Genomic DNA, 18,170 nt, shown 5'->3' on the forward strand with positions numbered 1-18,170 from the left:
GGCGCCGACAGGCGCTCCCCCAGCACGGCGACGGCGAGGACGGCGGCCACGAGCGGCTCGGCGAGGCTCAGCGTCCCGGCGGTCGCGGCGGCCACCCGGCCGAGGCCGGTGACGAAGAACATGTACGCGGCCGCCGTCGCGGCGATCCCGAGCCAGCCGACCAGCACCGCCGAGCGGGGCGCGGCGAGGGCCGGCAGCTCCGCCAGGGTCCAGGGCAGCAGCGCCGCTCCCCCGGCGAGCAGGGTCACCGACACGGCGGCGGCCATCCCCGCGTCCCGTCCGGTGAGGACCTTGGCCGACACCGTGTAGACGCCGAAGCACGTCCCGGCGGCGAGGCTCAGCAGCACCCCGACCGGGTCGACGTGGACGGCAGGCCCGGGGACCATCAGCAGCGCGACGCCGCCGACCGCGCACCCCGTCCCCGCCCACCACCGGCGGCTCAGCCGCGTCCGCAGCACGAGCCTCTCGCACAATCCGGTGGAGACCGGCGCCAGCCCGAACACCACGGCGGTCGCGACGGCGGCGCCGGTGCGGTCGACAGCGCTGAAGAACGCCGCCTGGAACGTCCCGGTGGCGGCGGAGGCCGCCGCGAGCGGCGCCCACGTCCGCCGGGTCAGCGTCCGGAACGCGCGCCGGTCCAGCGCGAGCACCAGCAGGGCCAGGACCAGCCCACCGGACATGATCCGCGCCCCACCGACGGCGACCGGGGCCGCGTCCGGCGCGGCCAGTACCTGCGCGGGCCCGACCGTCCCCCAGAGCACCCCGGCGGCCAGTACCAGCAGCGGCCCGGACACATCGTTTCGTCGGTCCATGAGACCGAAACTAGAAGGACATACGAGGGCGAAGGCTGCACAGCATTCACATGTTCGGACTAGCTGCCCTCACCCGTTGATAATTCGCCTCGCGGTGAGGAACGCATCGCTCAGGTGTAGGACGTTCGGCTCTCGCGTGTGCCCGCCGCCGGAAGTTCGGACTGCTCCACCGGCTGGACGTAGTCGTAGACCACCGTGGTGCGGACGTCCACGAACTCCTTGCGGCGCGCCAGCCGGTCCAGCACGAAGTCGCGCAGGTAGGCGGTGCTCGGCACCGCCACATGGACCAGCAGGTCCTCGTTGCCGGTCACGACGAAGACCCCGACGGCCTCGGGCATCGCGGCCATGCCGTCGCGCGCCGACTCGATCGCCTCCCGCGACTGCGGCCGGATCCGGATCGAGATCAGCGCCTGCACTCCGCGGCCGAGCCGCTCGAAGTCGACGGCGGCGTGGAACCCGGTGAGGACGCCCCGCGCCCGCAGCGCCCGCGTTCGCTCCAGCGCCGTGGACGGCGCGATCCCCACCGCCTCGGCCAGTTCCCGGTTGGTCTGCCGCCCGTCCCGCTGCAACCGCCGCAGGATCGCCTGATCGACCGCGTCCACCGGTGCCCCTCCCGATTCCTCCGCCGATGCCGAACTCCCGCGCGTGAACCACGCCCGCAGGCCCTGTCCTCCGAAGATTATTCGACGGAGAGCCGCGCCTCCAGACCGTCCAGCAGGCAGTCGAGCGCGAAGCCGAACCGGCGCTCGGACTCGCGTCCGGCGTCGACCTCCCCGGCGGCGGACATCCGGGCGCCCAGCAGCGGATGCTCGTCCGCGACCCGGCTCAGGTACTCCGCGGCCCGCTCGCGCCACCGCGCGGCGCCGCCGGCCGGCTCCAGCGCGGCCCGCCAGGACGTCTCCGCCACCACGGCGCCGATGACGTGGTCGGTGACGGCGGACAGCGCGGCGTCCAGGTCGGGCCCGGCGAACCCGGCACCGGCCAGGATCGAGAGCCCGGCCTCGCTGAGCGCCAGCGCGTTCGGGCCGAGGGAGGGCCGGCCGGACAGTCCGGACAGCACCCAGGGATGGCGCAGCAGCATCGCGCGCTGCCGCCGGGCCAGGGCGCCCAGCGCGCTGCGCCAGTCCCCGGACGGCTCGGCGCCGCCGCCCGCGCGGACCTCCGCGAGCGTCTCCCCGAGGACCTCGTCCAGGGCCAGCTCCAGCAGCTCGTCCTTGGTGTCGACGTACCAGTACAGGGAGCCCGCCGTCACGCCCAGCTCGGACGCCACCCGCCGCATGGAGAGCCCGCGCACGCCGTCCGCGTCGAGGATGCCGACCGCCTGGGCGACGATCCGCGCGCGGCTGAGCCGCCGGTCGCGCGACGGACGCTCGGGGCGCAGCCAGACGGAGGGCGAGTCGGCGGGCATGCCCCCACCCTAGCCCCGGGCTGCACGTCGTTCAGCTTCCCTTATACGGTGTTCAGTAACTCTGAACACCGTTCAATGGAGCGCTGATGGTGGCGGACGTGCACGCGACAGTGTGGGACGAGACGGGCGGGACGGGGCCGCGCGCGCTGCTCGTCCACGGCTCCACGGCCTGGGGCGACGACCCCCTCCTCGGTTTCGCGGCGCAGCGGCCCCTGGCCGGGCACGGCTTCCGCGTCCTCGCGGTGGACCGCCGCGGCCACGGCCGCAGCGCCGGCACGGGCTCGGCGGAGTACGCGAGCGACTACCGGGCCGACGCCGCCGACATCGCCGAGCTGATGGGCGACGGCGCCCATCTCGTCGGGCACTCCTACGGCGCCGTCGGCGTCATGCTGGCCGCCGCACGCCGCCCGGAGGCGGTGCTGTCGCTGGCGCTGATCGAGCCCGGCTCGTACCAGGCGGCGGCGGACGACCCGGTCGTGGCCGCCGCGCTGCGCGCCAACCGGGAGGCCATCGCGAACGTCCCCGCGGACGTGACCGCCGGCGACTACCTGAGGGCCGCCGCCGACTCGGCCGGGATGCCGCCGCTGGAGCCGACCCCGGAACGGCTGCGGGCGGCCGGCGCGGCGCTCCGCGAACGGCTGTGCTGGGAGGCTCCGATCCCGGTCGCCGAACTCGCGGCGGCGCCGTGGCCGAAGCTCGTGCTGTCGGGGACCTGGGAGAGCGCGCCCGCCCTCTACCGTGAGCGGGGCGGCGCACCGCTGATGGCGTGCGCCCGCGTCACGGCCGAGCGGATCGGGGCGCGGCTCGTGCGGGTCCCGGGCGCGGCGCACTACCCGCATGTGGAGCGGCCTGACGCGGTGAACGCGGCGCTCCGCGCCCTGTGGACGTCCTAGGGCGGCGCGGGGACGCGAACGGCCCGGCCCCTTCGGGGGAGCCGGGCCGGATGACGCCAGTGCGGACGACGCCGGTGCGGCTAGCGGGCCGCGGCCTCCATGGCCTGCCTCACGGCGGCGCGCTTCTCGCGGAGCTTGGCGAGCGCCTCCTCCAGGATGGCCTCGCCGTCCTCGTCGCTCCGGCGCTCCTTCACGTACGCCAGGTGCGTCTTGTAGGGCTCGGTCTTCGGCGGCGCCGGGGGGTTCTCCGCGTCCTGGCCGGCGGGGAACCCGCAGCGCGGGCAGTCCCACGTCTCGGGGACCGCGACGTCCGTCGCGAAGCTGGGGCGGGTCTCGTGCCGGTTGGCGCAGTAGAAGGTCACCCAGACACGGGGGGCGGCGTCGCCGCGCTCCGCCTCTCCCATCGGACCGGCCCCGACGCGGCTGCCCCGAATCGCGTTGCCACTACCCACGGAATACTCCTCGCTCGGTGTTCCGCCGCCGTCCGTGACCTCCTGGGACGGCGGCGGCGATCGCAAATGTCAGACGGGTGGCTCAGCCGACGCCCTTGTGCTTGAACAGCAGCCCCAGCACGACGATCGAGGCGAACCACAGCACCCCGACGCCGACCGTCAGCCGGTCGAGGTTGCGCTCGACCACGGACGACCCGCCCAGGGACGACGACACTCCGCCGCCGAACATGTCCGACAGCCCGCCGCCCTTGCCCTTGTGCATCAGGACGAGGACCACCATCAGCAGGCTCGTGACGATGAGCACGATGGACGTTGCGATGATCACGATTCTTCAGCGCCTTTGTCTGTAGGTCGGGGACGGAGGGTCGAGCCGGGCGGTTTACCCGTCAGCTACGAAGGGTACGACGAACTACCCGCTGGTTCGGCAAGAACCCCCAGTTCACGCAGAATTGATCAGTTTTGATCAGACGGGGAGATCCCGGTACCGGCAGATCTTGACGAATTCTCCCGGGTCCAGGCTGGCACCACCGACCAAGGCGCCGTCCACGTCGTCCTGCGCCATGAGCTTGGCCACGTTGCCGCTCTTGACCGAACCGCCGTACAGGATACGCACCTCGTCGGCCAATCCGCCGTCGTACAGCTCGGCGAGCCGCGTTCTGATCGCGGCGCAGACCTCCTGCGCGTCCTGCGGGGTGGCGACCTCGCCGGTGCCGATCGCCCAGACCGGCTCGTAGGCGATCACGGTGCGCCGCACCTGGTCGGCGGGGATCTTCTCCAGCCCGCCGTCCAGCTGGGTCAGGCAGTGGCGGACGTGCTCGCCGGCCTTGCGGACCTCCAGGCCCTCCCCGATGCACAGGATCGGGGTGATGTCGGCGGCGAGCGCGGCCTTGGCCTTGGCGTTGACGACCGCGTCGTCCTCGGCGTGGAACTGGCGGCGCTCGGAGTGCCCGACGACGGCGTAGTCGCAGCCGAGCTTGGCGAGCATCGACGCGGCGATCTCGCCGGTGTAGGCGCCGGAGGCGTGCTGGGAGACGTCCTGGGCGCCGTACTGGATGGCGAGCCGGTCGGCGTCCACGAGCGTCTGCACCGACCGGATCGCCGTGAACGGCGGGATCACGGCGATGTCGACGGCGTCGTAGTCGGTGTCCTTGAGCGCGAACGCCATCTTCTGGACGAGCGCGATCGCCTCGAGGTGGTTGTTGTTCATCTTCCAGTTGCCCGCCATGAGCGGCTTGCGGCCGCTCTGCTTGCCGGAAGAAGAGGTCGCGGGGGCCATCGGTCAGTCCTCCAGGGCCTGCAGGCCGGGCAGCGTCTTGCCCTCGAGGTATTCGAGGCTGGCGCCGCCGCCGGTCGAGATGTGGGAGAAGGCGGCCTCGTCGAAGCCGAGTTGCCGGACGGCCGCGGCCGAGTCGCCGCCGCCGACCACGGTGAACGCGCCGGAGTCGATGAGGCCCTGCGCGACGGCGCGGGTGCCGTGCGAGTACGGCTCCATCTCGAACACGCCCATGGGGCCGTTCCAGAACACCGTCCGGGCGTCGGCGAGGCGCGCGGCGAACAGCTTGCCGGACTCGGGGCCGATGTCGAGGCCGAGCCGGTCGGCGGGGATCGCGTCGGCGGCGACCACGGCGTGGTCGGCGTCGGCGGCGAACGCGGTGGCCGCGACGATGTCGACGGGCAGCACGAACTCGACGCCCGCCTCCTCGGCCCGCCGCAGGTACGCGCGCACCGTGTCGAGCTGGTCCTCTTCGAGGAGGCTCTTGCCGACCTCGTGGCCCTGGGCCTTGAGGAAGGTGAACACCATGCCGCCGCCGATCAGGATGCGGTCGGCCTTGCCGAGCAGGTTGTCGATCACGCCGAGCTTGTCGGACACCTTGGAGCCGCCGAGCGCGACCGCGTAGGGGCGGGCGACGTCCTCGGTGAGCTTCCTGAGCACCTCGACCTCGGCGGCGATCAGCCCGCCGGCGGCGTGCGGGAGCCGCCGCGGCACGTCGTACACCGACGCGTGCCTGCGGTGCACCGCGCCGAACCCGTCGCCGACGTAGATCTCCGCGAGGGCGGCCAGCCGGTCGGCGAAGGCGCCGCGCTCGGCGTCGTCCTTGCTGGTCTCGCCCGGCTCGAAGCGCAGGTTCTCCAGCAGCGCGACGCCGCCGTCCGCGAGGCCCCCGGCCGCGTCGCGGGCGGAGTCGCCGACGACGTCGGACGCGAACGCCACGTCCGCGCCGAGCAGCTCGCCCAGCCGCGCCGCGACGGGCGCGAGCGAGAACTCGGGCTTGACCTCGCCCTTGGGCCGGCCGAGGTGGGCGCAGACGATGACCTTGGCGCCCCGGGCCCGCAGCGCCTCGATCGTCGGCAGGCTGGCCCGGATCCGCCCGTCGTCGGTGATGGCGCCGTCCTTCAGCGGGACGTTGAGGTCCGCGCGGACGAGCACCTTCCTCCCGGCGACGTCGAGATCGTCAATGGTGCGCATCGGGATGCGATGTCCTTCCGTACACGGCCGCGCCGTGGCCGCGCGCCCCCTCCCGGGCGCGCCGCGGCCACGGCGGCGACGGCTTCGGTTACAGCTGCGAGCCGACGAGCTTGACGAGGTCGACGAGGCGGTTGGAGTAGCCCCACTCGTTGTCGTACCAGCCGACGACCTTCACCTGGTCGCCGATGACCTTGGTCAGCCCGGAGTCGAAGATGCAGGACGCCGGGTCGGTGACGATGTCGCTGGAGACGATCGGGTCCTCGGTGTAGGTGAGGTAGCCCTTCAGCGCGCCCTCGGTGGCGGCCTTCTTGAACGCCTCGTTGACCTCCTCGACCGTGACGTCGCGGGACACGGTGACGGTCAGGTCGGTGGCGGAGCCGGTCGGCACCGGGACGCGCAGGGCGTAGCCGTCCAGCTTGCCCTTCAGCTCGGGCAGCACGAGGCCGATGGCCTTGGCGGCGCCGGTGGAGGTCGGCACGACGTTCAGCGCGGCGGCGCGGGCGCGGCGCAGGTCCTTGTGCGGCGCGTCCTGCAGGTTCTGGTCCTGCGTGTAGGCGTGCACCGTCGTCATCAGGCCCTTCTCGATGACGAAGTTGTCGTGCAGCACCTTGGCCAGCGGGGCCAGGCAGTTGGTGGTGCAGGACGCGTTGGAGATCACAGTGTGCTGCGCCGGGTCGTACTCGTCATCGTTCACGCCCAGCACGACCGTGACGTCCTCGTTCTTGGCCGGGGCGGAGATGATCACCTTCTTCGCGCCGTTGTCGGCGTGCACCTTGGCCTTGGTGGCGTCGGTGAAGAAACCGGTCGACTCCACGACGATGTCGGCGCCGACATCGCTCCACTTCAGGTTGGCGGGGTCGCGCTCGGCGAACGCCTTGATCGCCTTGCCGCCCACGACGATCTCGTCGGCGGTGGCGCGCACGTCCTCGGGGAAACGGCCGAGAATGCTGTCGTACTTGAGCAACTGGGCGAGCGTGGCGTTGTCGGTCAGGTCGTTGACCGCCACGATCTCGATGTCGGCCCCGCTCGCCTTGACAGCGCGGTAGAAGTTGCGGCCGATCCGGCCGAACCCGTTGATGCCTACTCGGATGGTCACGGAACGGCTCTCCCTCACGTCGTATCGCCCGGCATGAACCCGGACTGTCAACTACGGTGATTCCGGGGTTCTCCCCCGCCCTCGACCCTATCCAATGACTCGCGGGTAGCCCGACACCGGTGGTGTGGGTTTTCACGGGTGAGGCCGGCGTCCCCCGGCCGGGGGATTTCTCCGCCCGCACCCCAGCTCACGGCATTCGTCGATCATCACTACACTCGCCCACCATGTGGCGCGCGTGCTCTGCTCTGGTGATCGGCCTGCTGCTCGCGTGCGCGCCGGCGCCCGCGGCGGCGGCCCCGCTGGAGCGTGCCAAGCCGGTGAGCCGCGTCGACCACCTCGCCGCCGAGCTGCGCCGCGACCCGGTGTACGTGACCGACCACGCGCCGCGGGCGCTGCCGCCGGACGCCGCCCAGCGGATCAAGAAGGCGGTCGCCCGCCTCGGCGTGCCCGTCTACACCGCGGTGACCCCGGCCTACCTCGTCGACCGCTACTCGACCGACGACCTGGTCCCGCTCCTGCACGACAGCCTCGGCGAACCGGGCGTCTACATCGTCGCCGACCCGGCCCAGACGTCGCTTTCGGCCGTCCAGTACGGCGGAGCGACGCTCCCGGTGAAGGACGCGATGCGCGCCGCGATGTACGAGCTGCCCAACGACGCGGGCGCGGTCGCGGCGATCGAGCGGTTCGTGGAGATCGCCCTGTCCGGGCAGGCCAAGGAGCGGTACGACAACGCGGGCCCGCGCCCGAAGTCCAAGGTCCGCATCGCCCTGGACGCCCGCGAGCGGTCCGAGCGCGAGGCGGCCCGCGCGGAGCGCAACGCCTTCGCCACCGGGACGGCCCTCAGCGGCGTCCCCCTCCTGCTCCTCCTGCTGTGGCTGCGATGGCGGCGCCACAGCAGGCGCCCGGCAGTGAACGCGAAGAAGGCCGGAAAGCAAGGGAAGCGCCGGTGAACACCGTCATCCGGATCCTGGCCCTCGCGGCCGCGCTGCTGACCGTCCCGCTCCACACCGCGCCCGCCGCCGCGAGCGAACCCATCCCCGCGTACGCGCAGCACCGGCTGGACCGGGTGGCCGCGGCCCTCGCCAAGGACCCCCTCTTCATCGACCCCGACATGGTCTCGGCGCTCGACGAGGCCGGACGCGCCCGCGTCCGCGCGGCCATGAAGTCGGCGGCGGACGCGCTCGGCGCGCCCGTCTACGTGGTGGTGATCCCGAACAAGTCCGAGTCGGAGAGCCAGGGCAGGGACGACGTCTTCCTGCACGGGATCCACGACCGGCTCCGCCGCGACGGCCTCTACGTCCTGGTCAACTCGTCCGCCTGGTTCGAGGAGAAGGCGTTCGGCGTGCCGCGCCGGCTGTACGCCATCGACGACGACCGCGCGCAGCGCCCCGCCGACTCCGAGCGCCGCTTCGCCGACCTGGCCGACCGCCTCGCCACCCGGCTGCGGATCATCCAGGACGCCCCGTCCCGCACCCCGGAGACCCCGCGCCTCTACACCACGCCGGACCCGTTCGGGCAGGAGCACACGCTGCGGACGGTCGAGCCCGAGACCAAGCCCCCCTTCCTCACCGGCCTGCTGCTCGCCGGCCCGTTCGCCGCGCTCGTGCTGTACGGCGCCGGCGCGGGCGCCGCCGCCTACCGCCGCCACCGCCGCAGACCCCGCGTCCCCGCGGCCGTCGGTGCCGTCGGTGCCGTCGAGACCCATGCCAACGCGCCCGCCGACCCCTCCGTGAAATGGCTGCGCCGCACGGGCGCCAAGGAACTGGAGCGCCTGCGGGGGCTGCTCCCCGCCGCCGCGGAGGGCAACCACGGCCGCGAGTACGCGGTGTCGGCCTACGACGTCGCGCAGATCCTCTACGACGACGCCGCCGAGGACCCCGAACGCGCGCTCGACCTCGCCGGAGCGATCGTGCTGGCCCGCCAGGGCCGGGCGGCACTGACGGGCAAGACCGCGACACCCCCGCCGCCGTGCTTCATCAACCCGCTGCACGGCCCGTCCTCGCAGCGCCGCAAGGTGCAGCTGAGCGACGCCCGCGCCAGGCGCCGCCCCGTCTGCTCGACGTGCGCCAACAAGAACACAGCGGCCCTGGCCGAACGAACGCTGAAGGCCCCCGGCCCCAGCGGTCGACGCCCGCACTACGCCGTCCCCGGGGTCTGGAAGGACACCGGTTTCGGGGCCGACGGAGACCTGATCCCCCGCATCCAGGAGTATCTCGGTGTCGAGTGAACCGTCCCCGGGCGAGCGGCTCGCCGCGGCGCTGCGGCGCTCCCCCGTCTACGTCGACCCGTCGCTGGCGTCCGCGCTGCCGCAGGCCGACCGCGACCGGCTCATCGCCAAGTTCCGCAAGCTGCCCGTCCCGGTGTTCGTCGTCCTCGTCCCGCTGGTCAAGGGCGGCACCTGGAGCGACGACGACCAGCTCGCGACGGTCGTGCACGCGAAGCTCGGCCGGGACGGCGTCTACATCACCTTCAGCGACATCGGCGACGACCTGCGCGCCAAGGAGTTCGGCGGCGACCACCAGGCCCGCTACGCCGCCTGGGCGGTGTCCTTCGACCGCGCCTACGACGACGCGTCCGTCGCGGACCGCCTCAACCGGATCGCCGACCTCATGCTGTCGGGCGACGCGAAGAAGGAGTACGACCGCCAGTCCGCGCTGATCCAGAAGCGCGCCAACCAGCGACGCTCCGAACAGGGCCTCCGCACGGACGAGGGCGACTCCTCCGCGCTCCCCCTCGCGCTGGGCGGCACCGGGATCGCGGCGGCCGGGGTGGCGGGCCTGCTCCTGTGGCGCCGCCGCCGCATGGCCTCGGTCCGCCGCGACGACAGCGCGCTGCTCCTGCCCCGCACGGTCTTCTCCACGGCGAAGCGCGCCGGCGAGGACCAGCTCCGCGAGCAGGCGTCCCATGAGGTCATCGCGTTCGGCGAGCTCCTCGACACCACCGACGTGCGGGTGTCCGGGGAGCGGACCGGCGAGCTGATGACCCGGGCGCTGGACGCCTACCAGGCGGCCGGCAAGACCCTGGACCGGGCGCGCGGCGTCCCCGACCTGGCGGGCGTGCTCGTCCTGGTCGACCAGGGCCGCGACGCGCTCGCGTCCGCCCGGGCCGTCGCCGCCGGGAAGCCGGAGATCCCCCCGAGCCCGCTCTGCTTCTTCAACCCGCTGCACGGCGACGCGGGCTCCCGCATCGACTGGCGCCCCATCGGCTCCCGCCGCCGCCTCCGCGTCCACGCCTGCCGCGACTGCGCCCGCGCCGCCCGCGCGAAGGAGACCCCCGACATCCTCATGGACCGCCGCGACGGCCGCGACGTCCCCTACTTCGAGGCCGACCCGTCCAAGAGCGTCTGGGCCGAAACCGGCTACGGCCACCTGAGAGAAGACCTGGTCCCCCGAATCCTCAGAGGCGACCACACCCCCCGCTGACCAGGACAGCCAGGAACCGCCCCCGGCCCCACACTGCGCGAGCCATCGCCTGCGCCGTTCAAGGAGCCTTGGGCCATAACCTCAGCCCCGGGACGGGTCGGGCGGCCGGAGGGCGCCCTAGCGGCCGGAGGGCGCCCTAGCGGCCGGAGGGCGCCCTAGCGGCCGGAGGGCGCCCTAGCGCCCGGAGGTCGCCCGACCCGCCGAGCCGGGCGACCGCAGCGACACGCCGCAAACCGCACGGTCACAAGAACCGAAACCGTGGCGTGAGGATCGACCGGCTCGCAACGGGGGTTCCAGGGGGTCGCCCCCCTGGGAAACACAACTACCCCAGCATGTCCGCCGTGAGGTTGGCCTCGGTGCCGGGGATGCCCTGGTCGGTGGCGCGTTTGTCGGCCATGGCGAGGAGGCGGCGGATGCGGCCGGCGATGGCGTCCTTGGTGAGGGGCGGGTCGGCGAGCTGGCCGAGTTCCTCCAGGGACGCCTGCTTGTGCTCCAGGCGGAGGCGGCCGGCCTTGACGAGGTGGTCGGGGGCGTCGTCGCCGAGGATCTCCAGGGCGCGGGCGACGCGGGCGCCGGCGGCGACGGCGGCGCGGGCGGAGCGGCGCAGGTTCGCGTCGTCGAAGTTCGCGAGGCGGTTGGCGGTGGCGCGGACCTCGCGGCGCATGCGGCGCTCCTCCCAGGCGAGGACGCTGTCGTGCGCGCCGAGCCGGGTGAGCAGGGCGCTGATCGCGTCGCCGTCGCGGACGACGACGCGGTCGACGCCGCGGACCTCGCGGGCCTTGGCGTGGATCTTGAGCCGGCGGGCGGCGCCGACGAGGGCGAGCGCGGCCTCGGGGCCGGGGCAGGTCACCTCCAGCGACATGGAGCGGCCGGGCTCGGTGAGGGAGCCGTGTGCGAGGAAGGCGCCGCGCCAGGCCGACTCGGCGTCGCAGGCCGCCCCCGCGACCACGTGCCGGGGCAGGCCGCGGACGGGCCGGCCGTTGTTGTCGATGAGCCCGGTCTGCCGGGCGAGCGACTCGCCGTCCCGGAACACGCGGACGACGTAGCGGTTGCCCTTGCGCAGCCCGCTGGGCGCGAGCACGACGACCTCGGAGGTGTGCCCGAACACCTCCGCGATGTCCTTGATCAGGCGCCGTGCCGCGACGCCGGTGTCGATCTCGGCCTCGATCACGATCCGCCCGCTGACCAGGTGCAGGCCGCCCGCGAACCGCAGCAGCGTCGAGACCTCGGCCTTGCGGCAGCACGGCTTCATGACCGTGAGCCTGCTCAGCTCGTCCTTGACCACACCGGTCATCGCCATCTGATGAACCCTCCCCCTATCGGACTCCCAGCAGTGTGGCCGATGCCGACCACGCGGGATGTCACTCGCTGAAAATCTGTACCAAGGCTTGGGCCAGCCGGGCGGGTTCATGACGCGGCGAGCCGTCGTCGGCGGCGACGTCGGCGAGGACCAGCCGCCCCCCGAGCGCCTGGACGGCCTTGTCGAGCGCGGCCGGGTCGTCCACCACGCCGCCGTCGGCGAGGACGACGTCGACCCGCAGGTCCGGGGCGTGCGCCTGCAGGACCTCCAGGTGGGTCTGCGGCGAGAAGTCGTCGGTCTCGCCGGGCTGCGGCGCGAGGTTCAGCGCGACGACGCGGCGGGCGCGGGCGGTGGTGAGGGCGCGGGCCAGCGCGGGCACCTTGAGGTGCGGCAGGACGCTGGTGAACCAGGAGCCGGGGCCGAACACGATCCAGTCGGCGTCCTCGACGGCGGCGAGCGCCTCGGGGCACGCGGGCGGGTCGGCGGGCACGAGCGAGATGCCGAGCACGCTGCCGGGCGTCTTCGCGCACGCCACCTGCCCTTTGACGCGGGTGACCTCGCCGGGGCGGGCCGGGTCGGCGCCGCGGACCTCGGCGACGATGTCCATCGGGACGGCCGCCATCGGCAGCACGCGGCCGTGCGCGCCGAGCAGCCGGCCGACCCAGTCGAGGCCCGCGACGGTGGAGCCGGCGGTCCCGGCGCCGCCGAGCAGCTCCCACAGCGCGACGATCAGCAGGTTGCCGACGGCGTGGTCCTTCAGATCGCCCTCGCTGCCGAACCGGTGCTGGACGACGTCCCGCCAGGTCTGGCCCCATTCGTCGTCGCCGCAGAGGGCGGCGAGCGCCATCCGCAGGTCGCCGGGCGGCAGCACGCCCAGTTCGCGGCGGAGCCGCCCGCTGGAGCCGCCGTCGTCGGCGACGGTGACGACGGCCGTCAGCCGGTCGGTGACGCGGCGCAGCGCCGACAGGGAGGCGTACAGGCCGTGGCCGCCGCCGAGCGCGACGACCTTCGGGCCCTCCGTCGAGCCAGAAGGCTTCACCGTGCCGTTTCTCTCCTCGTCCGGGACCCGCGGGTGCTCATTCGCGGCCGAGGTCACGGTGGGCGACCTGCACCTCGATGCCCTCGTCCCGCAGCCGGGCGGCGATCTGTTCCGCCATGGCCACACTACGGTGTTTTCCACCGGTGCATCCCACGGCGAGCGTCACGTAGTGCTTGCCCTCGCGCTCGTACCCGTCGGCGAGGAGCCGCAGGACCTCGGAATAGGCGTCCAGGAACTCCTTGGCGCCGCGCTGCCCGAGCACATAGTCGCGGACGGCGGTGTCGCGGCCGGTCTTCGGGCGCAGCTCCGGCACCCAGTGCGGGTTCGGCAGGAACCGGCAGTCGACGACGAGGTCGGCGTCGACCGGCAGGCCGTACTTGTAGCCGAACGACACCACGGTGGCGCGCAGGCTGGACTCGCCGGTGTCGTTGCCGAAGAACCCGATGATCTTGTTGCGCAGCTCGTGCACGTTGAGCCCGCTGGTGTCGATCACCAGGTCGGCCTCGGCGCGCACCTCGCGGACCAGCTCCCGCTCGCGGGCGATGCCGTCGACCAGCCGGCCGTCGCCCTGCAGCGGGTGCGGGCGGCGGACGCTCTCGAACCGGCGCACCAGGTCGGCGTCGCCGGCCTCCAGGAACACCACCCGCGGGTGGACGCCGCGCGCCTCCAGCTCGGCGATCGAGGAGTGCAGGTCCGCGGTGAAGGCGCGGCTGCGCACGTCCACCACGACCGCGATGCGGGGCACCGCGTCCTTCACCCGGCCGCCGAGGTCGGCCATCGTGGCGAGCAGCCCCGGCGGCAGGTTGTCGACCACGTACCAGTCGAGGTCCTCCAGGGACTTGGCCGCGGTGCTGCGGCCCGCCCCCGACATGCCGGTCACGATCACGATGTCCGGGATCTTCGTCTCGCTGGTCATCCCCGTCTCCCCCTGTGCTCCCCGTCGCCCGTGCCGCCCGCCGCCTCGCGCGCCGGGACGGTACCGCCGTGCAGCGCCGCGACGATGCTCTCGGCGCTGCGCATGCCGATCCCCGGGACCTCGGCGACCTGCTCGGGCGTCGCGTCCTTCAGCCGCTTGAGCGAGCCGAAGTGCTTCAGCAGCGCCGCGCGCCGCGCCGGGCCCAGACCCGGAACGTTATCGAGTTCGCTGGCCGTCATGGACTTGGACCGCCGCTGCCGGTGGAAGGTGATGGCGAAACGGTGCGCCTCGTCGCGTACCCGCTGGACGAGGAACATGCCCTCGCTGTTGCGCGGCAGGATCACCGGATCGGCCTCGCCGGGCAGCCACAGCTCCTCCAGCCGCTTGGCGATGCCGCACACCGCGATGTCGTCCACGCCCAGCTCGTCGAGGGCGCGCTGCGCGGCGGCGACCTGCGGCGGGCCGCCGTCGACGATCACCAGGTTGGGCGGGTAGGCGAACTTGCGCGGCCTGCCGGTCTCGGGATCGATCGGCTGGTGCGCGCCCTCCTCCTCGGGATCGCCCAAGTGGTCGAGCTCGCCCATCTTCTCGCTCTCGGCGAGGTAGCGCCGGAACCGGCGGCTGATCACCTCGTGGATGGAGCGGACGTCGTCCTGCCCCTCGACGGCCTTGATCGTGAACCGGCGGTACTCGCTCTTGCGGGCCAGGCCGTCCTCGAACACGACCATGGACGCGACCACGTTGGTGCCCTGCAGGTTCGACACGTCGTAGCACTCGATGCGCAGCGGCGCCTCGTCCAGCTCCAGGGCGTCCTGGATCTCCTGGAGGGCGCGGCTGCGGGTGGTGAGGTCGGACGCGCGGCGCGTCTTGTGCTGCTTCAGCGCCTCGTGGGCGTTGCGGGCCACCGTCTCCAGCAGGGCCTTCTTGTCGCCGCGCTGCGGGACGCGCAGCCGCACGGGGCCGTCGCGCTGCTCCGACAGCAGCTCGGCCATGGCGTCCGCGTCGGGCGGCAGCGCCGGGACGAGCACCTCCCGGGGCACCGACTCGATCTCGCCGTAGATCTGGATGAGGAAGTTCTCCACCAGGTCGGCGGTGGTGACCTCCTCGACCTTGTCGACCACCCAGCCGCGCTGCCCACGGATGCGGCCGCCGCGCACGTAGAACACCTGGACGGCCGCCTCCAGCTCGTCCTCGGCGAAGGCGATCATGTCGCAGTCGGTGCTGTCGGGCAGCACGACGGCCTGCTTCTCCAGGGCCCGCTCCAGCGCGCGGATGTCGTCGCGGAGCCGGGCGGCGCGCTCGTACTCCTGGGACGCGGCGGCCTCGCGCATGTCGCGTTCGAGGCGGCGGGTGAACCGGGAGGTGTTGCCCGCCATGAAGTCGCAGAAGTCCTCGGCGAGCAGGCGGTGCTCGGCCGGCGAGACGCGGCCGACGCACGGCGCGGAGCACTTGCCGATGTAGCCGAGCAGGCAGGGCCGGTCGAGCTGGTGCTGCCGCTTGAACACGCCGGCGCTGCACGTCCGGACGGGGAACACGCGCAGCAGCTGGTCGACCGTCTCCCGGATCGCCCACGCGTGCGAGTACGGCCCGAAGTAGCGCACGCCCTTGCGTTTCGCGCCGCGCATCACCATCACCCTCGGGAAGTCCTCGTTCAGGGTGACGGCGAGGTACGGATAGGACTTGTCGTCCCGGTAGCGGACGTTGAACCGGGGGTCGAACTCCTTGATCCAGGAGTACTCCAGCTGGAGGGCCTCGACCTCGGTGCCGACGACCGTCCAGTCGACGCGGGCGGCGGTCCGCACCATGGTCTGCGTGCGCGGGTGCAGCGCCGAGAAGTCGGCGAAGTAGGAGTTCAGCCGCGAGCGCAGGCTCTTCGCCTTGCCCACGTAGATGACCCGGCCGTGCTCGTCGCGGAAGCGGTACACCCCCGGGGACTCCGGGATGGAGCCGGGTGCGGGTCGGTAGGTCGCCGGATCTGCCACGCTCAAAAGCCTAGTGGGCGGTACCGACACGCCGTGCTCCCGTGCGCGTCCGGCCCGATCCGGGACGGCGCGGGGGTGACATAGATCTCCCTTCCGGGTCGGATGACCGCAAAGGCAGCGGAAAGAGAAGGTCGAACGGAGGTCGTCGATCGCCGGAGGAGGTCGCCGCGCACATGTCCGCTCTCTGGGCGTGGGTCGTCCTGGCGGGCGTCGTCGCCACGTCCGCGGTCGTCGTGGAGGCGGGGCGCCGGCTGCTCGCCGGGCGGCTGTCGCACCGCTGGCCGGGCGCGGGCCGGGTCGCCCGCCGCGTCGCGGCGCCCGCGTTCGCGTTCGCGGCGGTCGTCAGCGCCAACGCCGCGATGCCCTACCACCTGCTGCACGGGCAGCCCGACGGCGCCGTCCGGCACGTGCTGCGGATCGCGGCCATCGGCGCCACCACCTGGCTGGTCCTGCGGATCGGGTACGCGCTGAGCGACCCGCCGCTGGAGCGGCTGATGCGGATCGAGGGCGAGCGCAACCGGCGGGCCCGGCGCGCCCGCACCCAGATGCTGCTGCTGCGCCGGATCGCGGCCGTGCTGATCGTGGTCCTCGCGGTGGGCGCGGCGCTGTTCACCTTCCCGGGCGTGCGCGCGGTCGGCGCCGGGGTGCTGGCCTCGGCGGGCGTCGCCGGGCTGGTCGTCGGCATCGCCGCCCGGCCCACCCTCGGCAACCTGCTCGCCGGGCTGCAGCTGGCGTTCAGCGACGCGCTGCGGCTGGACGACATCGTCGTCACCCAGGGCACCTGGGGGCGGGTCGAGGAGCTGACGCTGTCGTACGTGGTGCTCCGGCTCTGGGACGACCGGCGGATGATCTTCCCGGTGTCGCACTTCACCGAGCAGCCGTTCGAGAACTGGACCCGGCACTCCAGCCGCCTGCTCGGGTCGGTGGAGCTGCACGTGGACTGGACGGTGCCGGTCGAGGAGCTGCGGGCCGAGCTGTACTCGGCGCTCCAGGACAACCCGCTGTGGGACCGGCGCGAATGGGTGCTGCAGGTCGTGGAGACCCAGCCGAACGGGCTGATCACGCTGCGGGCGCTGATGAGCGCCGCCGACTCGGCGAGCACCTGGGACCTGCGCTGCGACATCCGCGAGCATCTCATCGCCTACATCCGCGACCACCACCCGGAGGCGGTCCCCCGGTTCCGGGTCGGGTCGGTCCCCGTCGCCGACGGCGCCGCGCCCTCCCCCGACGGGGCGGCGCCGGATGTCCCGCCGGGCACGGAGGGCGGCGCCTCGGCCGGCGTGAACGCGCCGGACGACGCCGACGGCGGGCGGGCCGACCCGGCCGGGGACGGCCCGCCGCCGAAGCGGCTCAGGCAAGCATGATCTTGTCGCCCTGAACGGTGACCTTCCTGGCCTCCAGCGGCTCGTCGGCGGGCGGGTTCGCCACCGAGCCGTCGGTGATCTTGAACTTGCTGCCGTGGCAGGGGCAGTTGATCGTCCCGCCGGACACCGAGCCGACGCTGCAGCCGCGGTGCGTGCAGGCGGCGGAGAAGGCCGTGAACCGGCCCTGCTCCGGCTGGCACACGACGACCTTGGCGTCCTCGAACACCTTGCCGCCGCCGACCGGGATCTCGCCGGCGGACGCGAGCGCGGTTCCGGCCGCCCCGCCCGCGCCCGGCTCCGCCCCGGAACCGGCGTCCGAGCCGCCGGACCCGCCGCCGCCGTCACCGGACCCGCCGCACGCGGCCGCCAGCCCGGCCACGCCCGCGAGCCCCGCGCCGACGAGCAGCGTCCTGCGGCTGCGCGGCTCCCCCGGCGCCTGCTCCGTCCCGTCCGCCTGCGTCTCGGACGCCTCTGCCATGCTCGCCCCTCCGGTGGTTCCCTCGATCGATCCGTCACCGGGAAACACGGACGGGCGCGCCGGATGGTTCAAACCGGAACCAACATCAGGTGACGACGATGCCGCCGTTCCGCACCTGGACGGGGTACTCCCGCAGCGGCTTGTCCGCCGGGCCCTTCACCACCGAGCCGTCCGTGATCTTGAAATCGCTGCCGTGGCACGGGCAGTTGATCAGCCCCTGCCTCACGCTGCCCACCGTGCAGCCCTGGTGGGTGCAGACCGCCGTGAACGCCTTGAAGGTGCCCTGCGTGGGCTGCGTCACGACGACCTTCTCGTCCCCGTAGATCTTCCCCCCGCCGACCGGGACGTCCGCGGCCTTCGCGATCTCCTTGCCCTTGAGGTCCTGCGCGGACTTCACCTCGTTGCCGGAGGCGCACCCGGCGAGCGCGGCCGCGCCGACCACCCCGGCGCCGCCGTACAGCACCGCACGGCGCCCGATGTCCCCGTCCCCGGCAGCCCGGGGCGTCGCGTTCTCTGCCATGGGTCCATCTTGGTGGACGGA

The 18,170-nt window shown here is 73.3% G+C and carries 18 protein-coding genes and 1 pseudogene; 5 read left to right on the forward strand and 14 right to left on the reverse strand.

Features of this window, described 5'->3' with window-relative positions; all coding sequences use genetic code 11:
* Positions 1 to 11 precede the first annotated feature (11 nt).
* The 3 genes and pseudogenes from ACGFI1_RS33195 to ACGFI1_RS33205 form a co-directional block, all read right to left on the reverse strand.
* A pseudogene (locus ACGFI1_RS33195) lies at positions 12 to 812 on the reverse strand (DMT family transporter); the annotation flags it as partial.
* A gap of 110 nt (positions 813 to 922) precedes the next feature.
* Complete coding sequence (locus tag ACGFI1_RS33200; protein WP_386865258.1) at positions 923 to 1,414, reverse strand: Lrp/AsnC family transcriptional regulator; 492 nt, start codon at positions 1,412 to 1,414, stop codon at positions 923 to 925.
* Positions 1,415 to 1,491: 77 nt separating this feature from the next.
* Entirely contained in the window at positions 1,492 to 2,220 is a 729-nt protein-coding gene (locus ACGFI1_RS33205; protein ID WP_392791109.1) for a TetR/AcrR family transcriptional regulator C-terminal domain-containing protein, read from the reverse strand.
* Between the two features lie 98 nt (positions 2,221 to 2,318).
* Between ACGFI1_RS33205 and ACGFI1_RS33210 the strand changes: the two genes are divergently transcribed.
* Positions 2,319 to 3,113, forward strand: a complete 795-nt coding sequence (locus tag ACGFI1_RS33210; RefSeq protein ID WP_392791112.1) for an alpha/beta fold hydrolase — start codon at positions 2,319 to 2,321, stop codon at positions 3,111 to 3,113.
* Positions 3,114 to 3,193: 80 nt separating this feature from the next.
* Here the strand turns inward: ACGFI1_RS33210 and ACGFI1_RS33215 are convergent, their stop codons facing one another.
* From ACGFI1_RS33215 to gap, 5 genes are all read right to left on the reverse strand, one after another.
* A complete protein-coding gene (locus ACGFI1_RS33215; protein WP_386865252.1) occupies positions 3,194 to 3,565 on the reverse strand; it encodes an RNA polymerase-binding protein RbpA in 372 nt (123 codons plus the stop codon).
* 82 nt (positions 3,566 to 3,647) lie between these two features.
* On the reverse strand, positions 3,648 to 3,890 hold the full coding sequence (gene secG, locus ACGFI1_RS33220; RefSeq protein ID WP_089325828.1) for a preprotein translocase subunit SecG: 243 nt from the start codon (positions 3,888 to 3,890) through the stop codon (positions 3,648 to 3,650).
* A 138-nt stretch (positions 3,891 to 4,028) separates the two neighbouring features.
* Entirely contained in the window at positions 4,029 to 4,841 is an 813-nt protein-coding gene (gene tpiA, locus ACGFI1_RS33225) for a triose-phosphate isomerase (protein WP_392791115.1), read from the reverse strand.
* Between the two features lie 3 nt (positions 4,842 to 4,844).
* Positions 4,845 to 6,032: a phosphoglycerate kinase gene (locus ACGFI1_RS33230; protein WP_392791117.1), complete on the reverse strand. Its 1,188-nt coding sequence runs from the start codon at positions 6,030 to 6,032 to the stop codon at positions 4,845 to 4,847.
* An 88-nt stretch (positions 6,033 to 6,120) separates the two neighbouring features.
* The gene (gene gap, locus ACGFI1_RS33235; RefSeq protein WP_386865247.1) at positions 6,121 to 7,128 is read right to left on the reverse strand and encodes a type I glyceraldehyde-3-phosphate dehydrogenase; all 1,008 of its coding nucleotides are present in this window, start codon (positions 7,126 to 7,128) and stop codon (positions 6,121 to 6,123) included.
* 224 nt (positions 7,129 to 7,352) lie between these two features.
* Between gap and ACGFI1_RS33240 the strand changes: the two genes are divergently transcribed.
* Genes ACGFI1_RS33240 through ACGFI1_RS33250 form a run of 3 tightly spaced genes read left to right on the forward strand, consistent with a single transcriptional unit; the run spans position 7,353 to position 10,550 of the window.
* On the forward strand, positions 7,353 to 8,078 hold the full coding sequence (locus ACGFI1_RS33240; RefSeq protein ID WP_392791119.1) for a hypothetical protein: 726 nt from the start codon (positions 7,353 to 7,355) through the stop codon (positions 8,076 to 8,078).
* Entirely contained in the window at positions 8,075 to 9,355 is a 1,281-nt protein-coding gene (locus ACGFI1_RS33245) for a hypothetical protein (protein ID WP_392791120.1), read from the forward strand. Before ACGFI1_RS33240 ends, ACGFI1_RS33245 begins: the two co-directional genes overlap by 4 nt.
* Entirely contained in the window at positions 9,345 to 10,550 is a 1,206-nt protein-coding gene (locus ACGFI1_RS33250) for a hypothetical protein (protein WP_392791123.1), read from the forward strand. Before ACGFI1_RS33245 ends, ACGFI1_RS33250 begins: the two co-directional genes overlap by 11 nt.
* A gap of 322 nt (positions 10,551 to 10,872) precedes the next feature.
* On the opposite strand, the gene whiA is transcribed toward ACGFI1_RS33250, so the two are convergent.
* The 4 genes from whiA to uvrC form a co-directional block, all read right to left on the reverse strand.
* Complete coding sequence (gene whiA / locus ACGFI1_RS33255) at positions 10,873 to 11,850, reverse strand: DNA-binding protein WhiA (protein WP_138639614.1); 978 nt, start codon at positions 11,848 to 11,850, stop codon at positions 10,873 to 10,875.
* A 61-nt stretch (positions 11,851 to 11,911) separates the two neighbouring features.
* Positions 11,912 to 12,889, reverse strand: a complete 978-nt coding sequence (locus tag ACGFI1_RS33260; protein WP_171069278.1) for a gluconeogenesis factor YvcK family protein — start codon at positions 12,887 to 12,889, stop codon at positions 11,912 to 11,914.
* Between the two features lie 37 nt (positions 12,890 to 12,926).
* Positions 12,927 to 13,805, reverse strand: coding sequence for an RNase adapter RapZ (gene rapZ / locus ACGFI1_RS33265; RefSeq protein WP_138639616.1), 879 nt, complete (start codon positions 13,803 to 13,805; stop codon positions 12,927 to 12,929).
* Entirely contained in the window at positions 13,802 to 15,787 is a 1,986-nt protein-coding gene (uvrC, locus tag ACGFI1_RS33270; protein ID WP_138639617.1) for an excinuclease ABC subunit UvrC, read from the reverse strand. Before uvrC ends, rapZ begins: the two co-directional genes overlap by 4 nt.
* 173 nt (positions 15,788 to 15,960) lie before the next feature.
* On the opposite strand from uvrC, the gene ACGFI1_RS33275 reads away from it, so the two are divergent.
* Positions 15,961 to 17,151 carry a mechanosensitive ion channel family protein gene (locus ACGFI1_RS33275; RefSeq protein ID WP_392791124.1) on the forward strand — a complete coding sequence of 397 codons (1,191 nt, stop codon included), beginning with the start codon at positions 15,961 to 15,963 and terminating at the stop codon, positions 17,149 to 17,151.
* Here the strand turns inward: ACGFI1_RS33275 and ACGFI1_RS33280 are convergent.
* Entirely contained in the window at positions 17,138 to 17,629 is a 492-nt protein-coding gene (locus ACGFI1_RS33280; RefSeq protein ID WP_387069845.1) for a Rieske (2Fe-2S) protein, read from the reverse strand. The genes ACGFI1_RS33275 and ACGFI1_RS33280 overlap by 14 nt on opposite strands.
* A gap of 85 nt (positions 17,630 to 17,714) precedes the next feature.
* Complete coding sequence (locus ACGFI1_RS33285; protein ID WP_364551321.1) at positions 17,715 to 18,149, reverse strand: Rieske (2Fe-2S) protein; 435 nt, start codon at positions 18,147 to 18,149, stop codon at positions 17,715 to 17,717.
* Positions 18,150 to 18,170 lie beyond the last annotated feature (21 nt).

The organism is Actinomadura geliboluensis (assembly GCF_043197915.1).
GTDB classification, from domain to species: domain Bacteria; phylum Actinomycetota; class Actinomycetes; order Streptosporangiales; family Streptosporangiaceae; genus Spirillospora; species Spirillospora geliboluensis.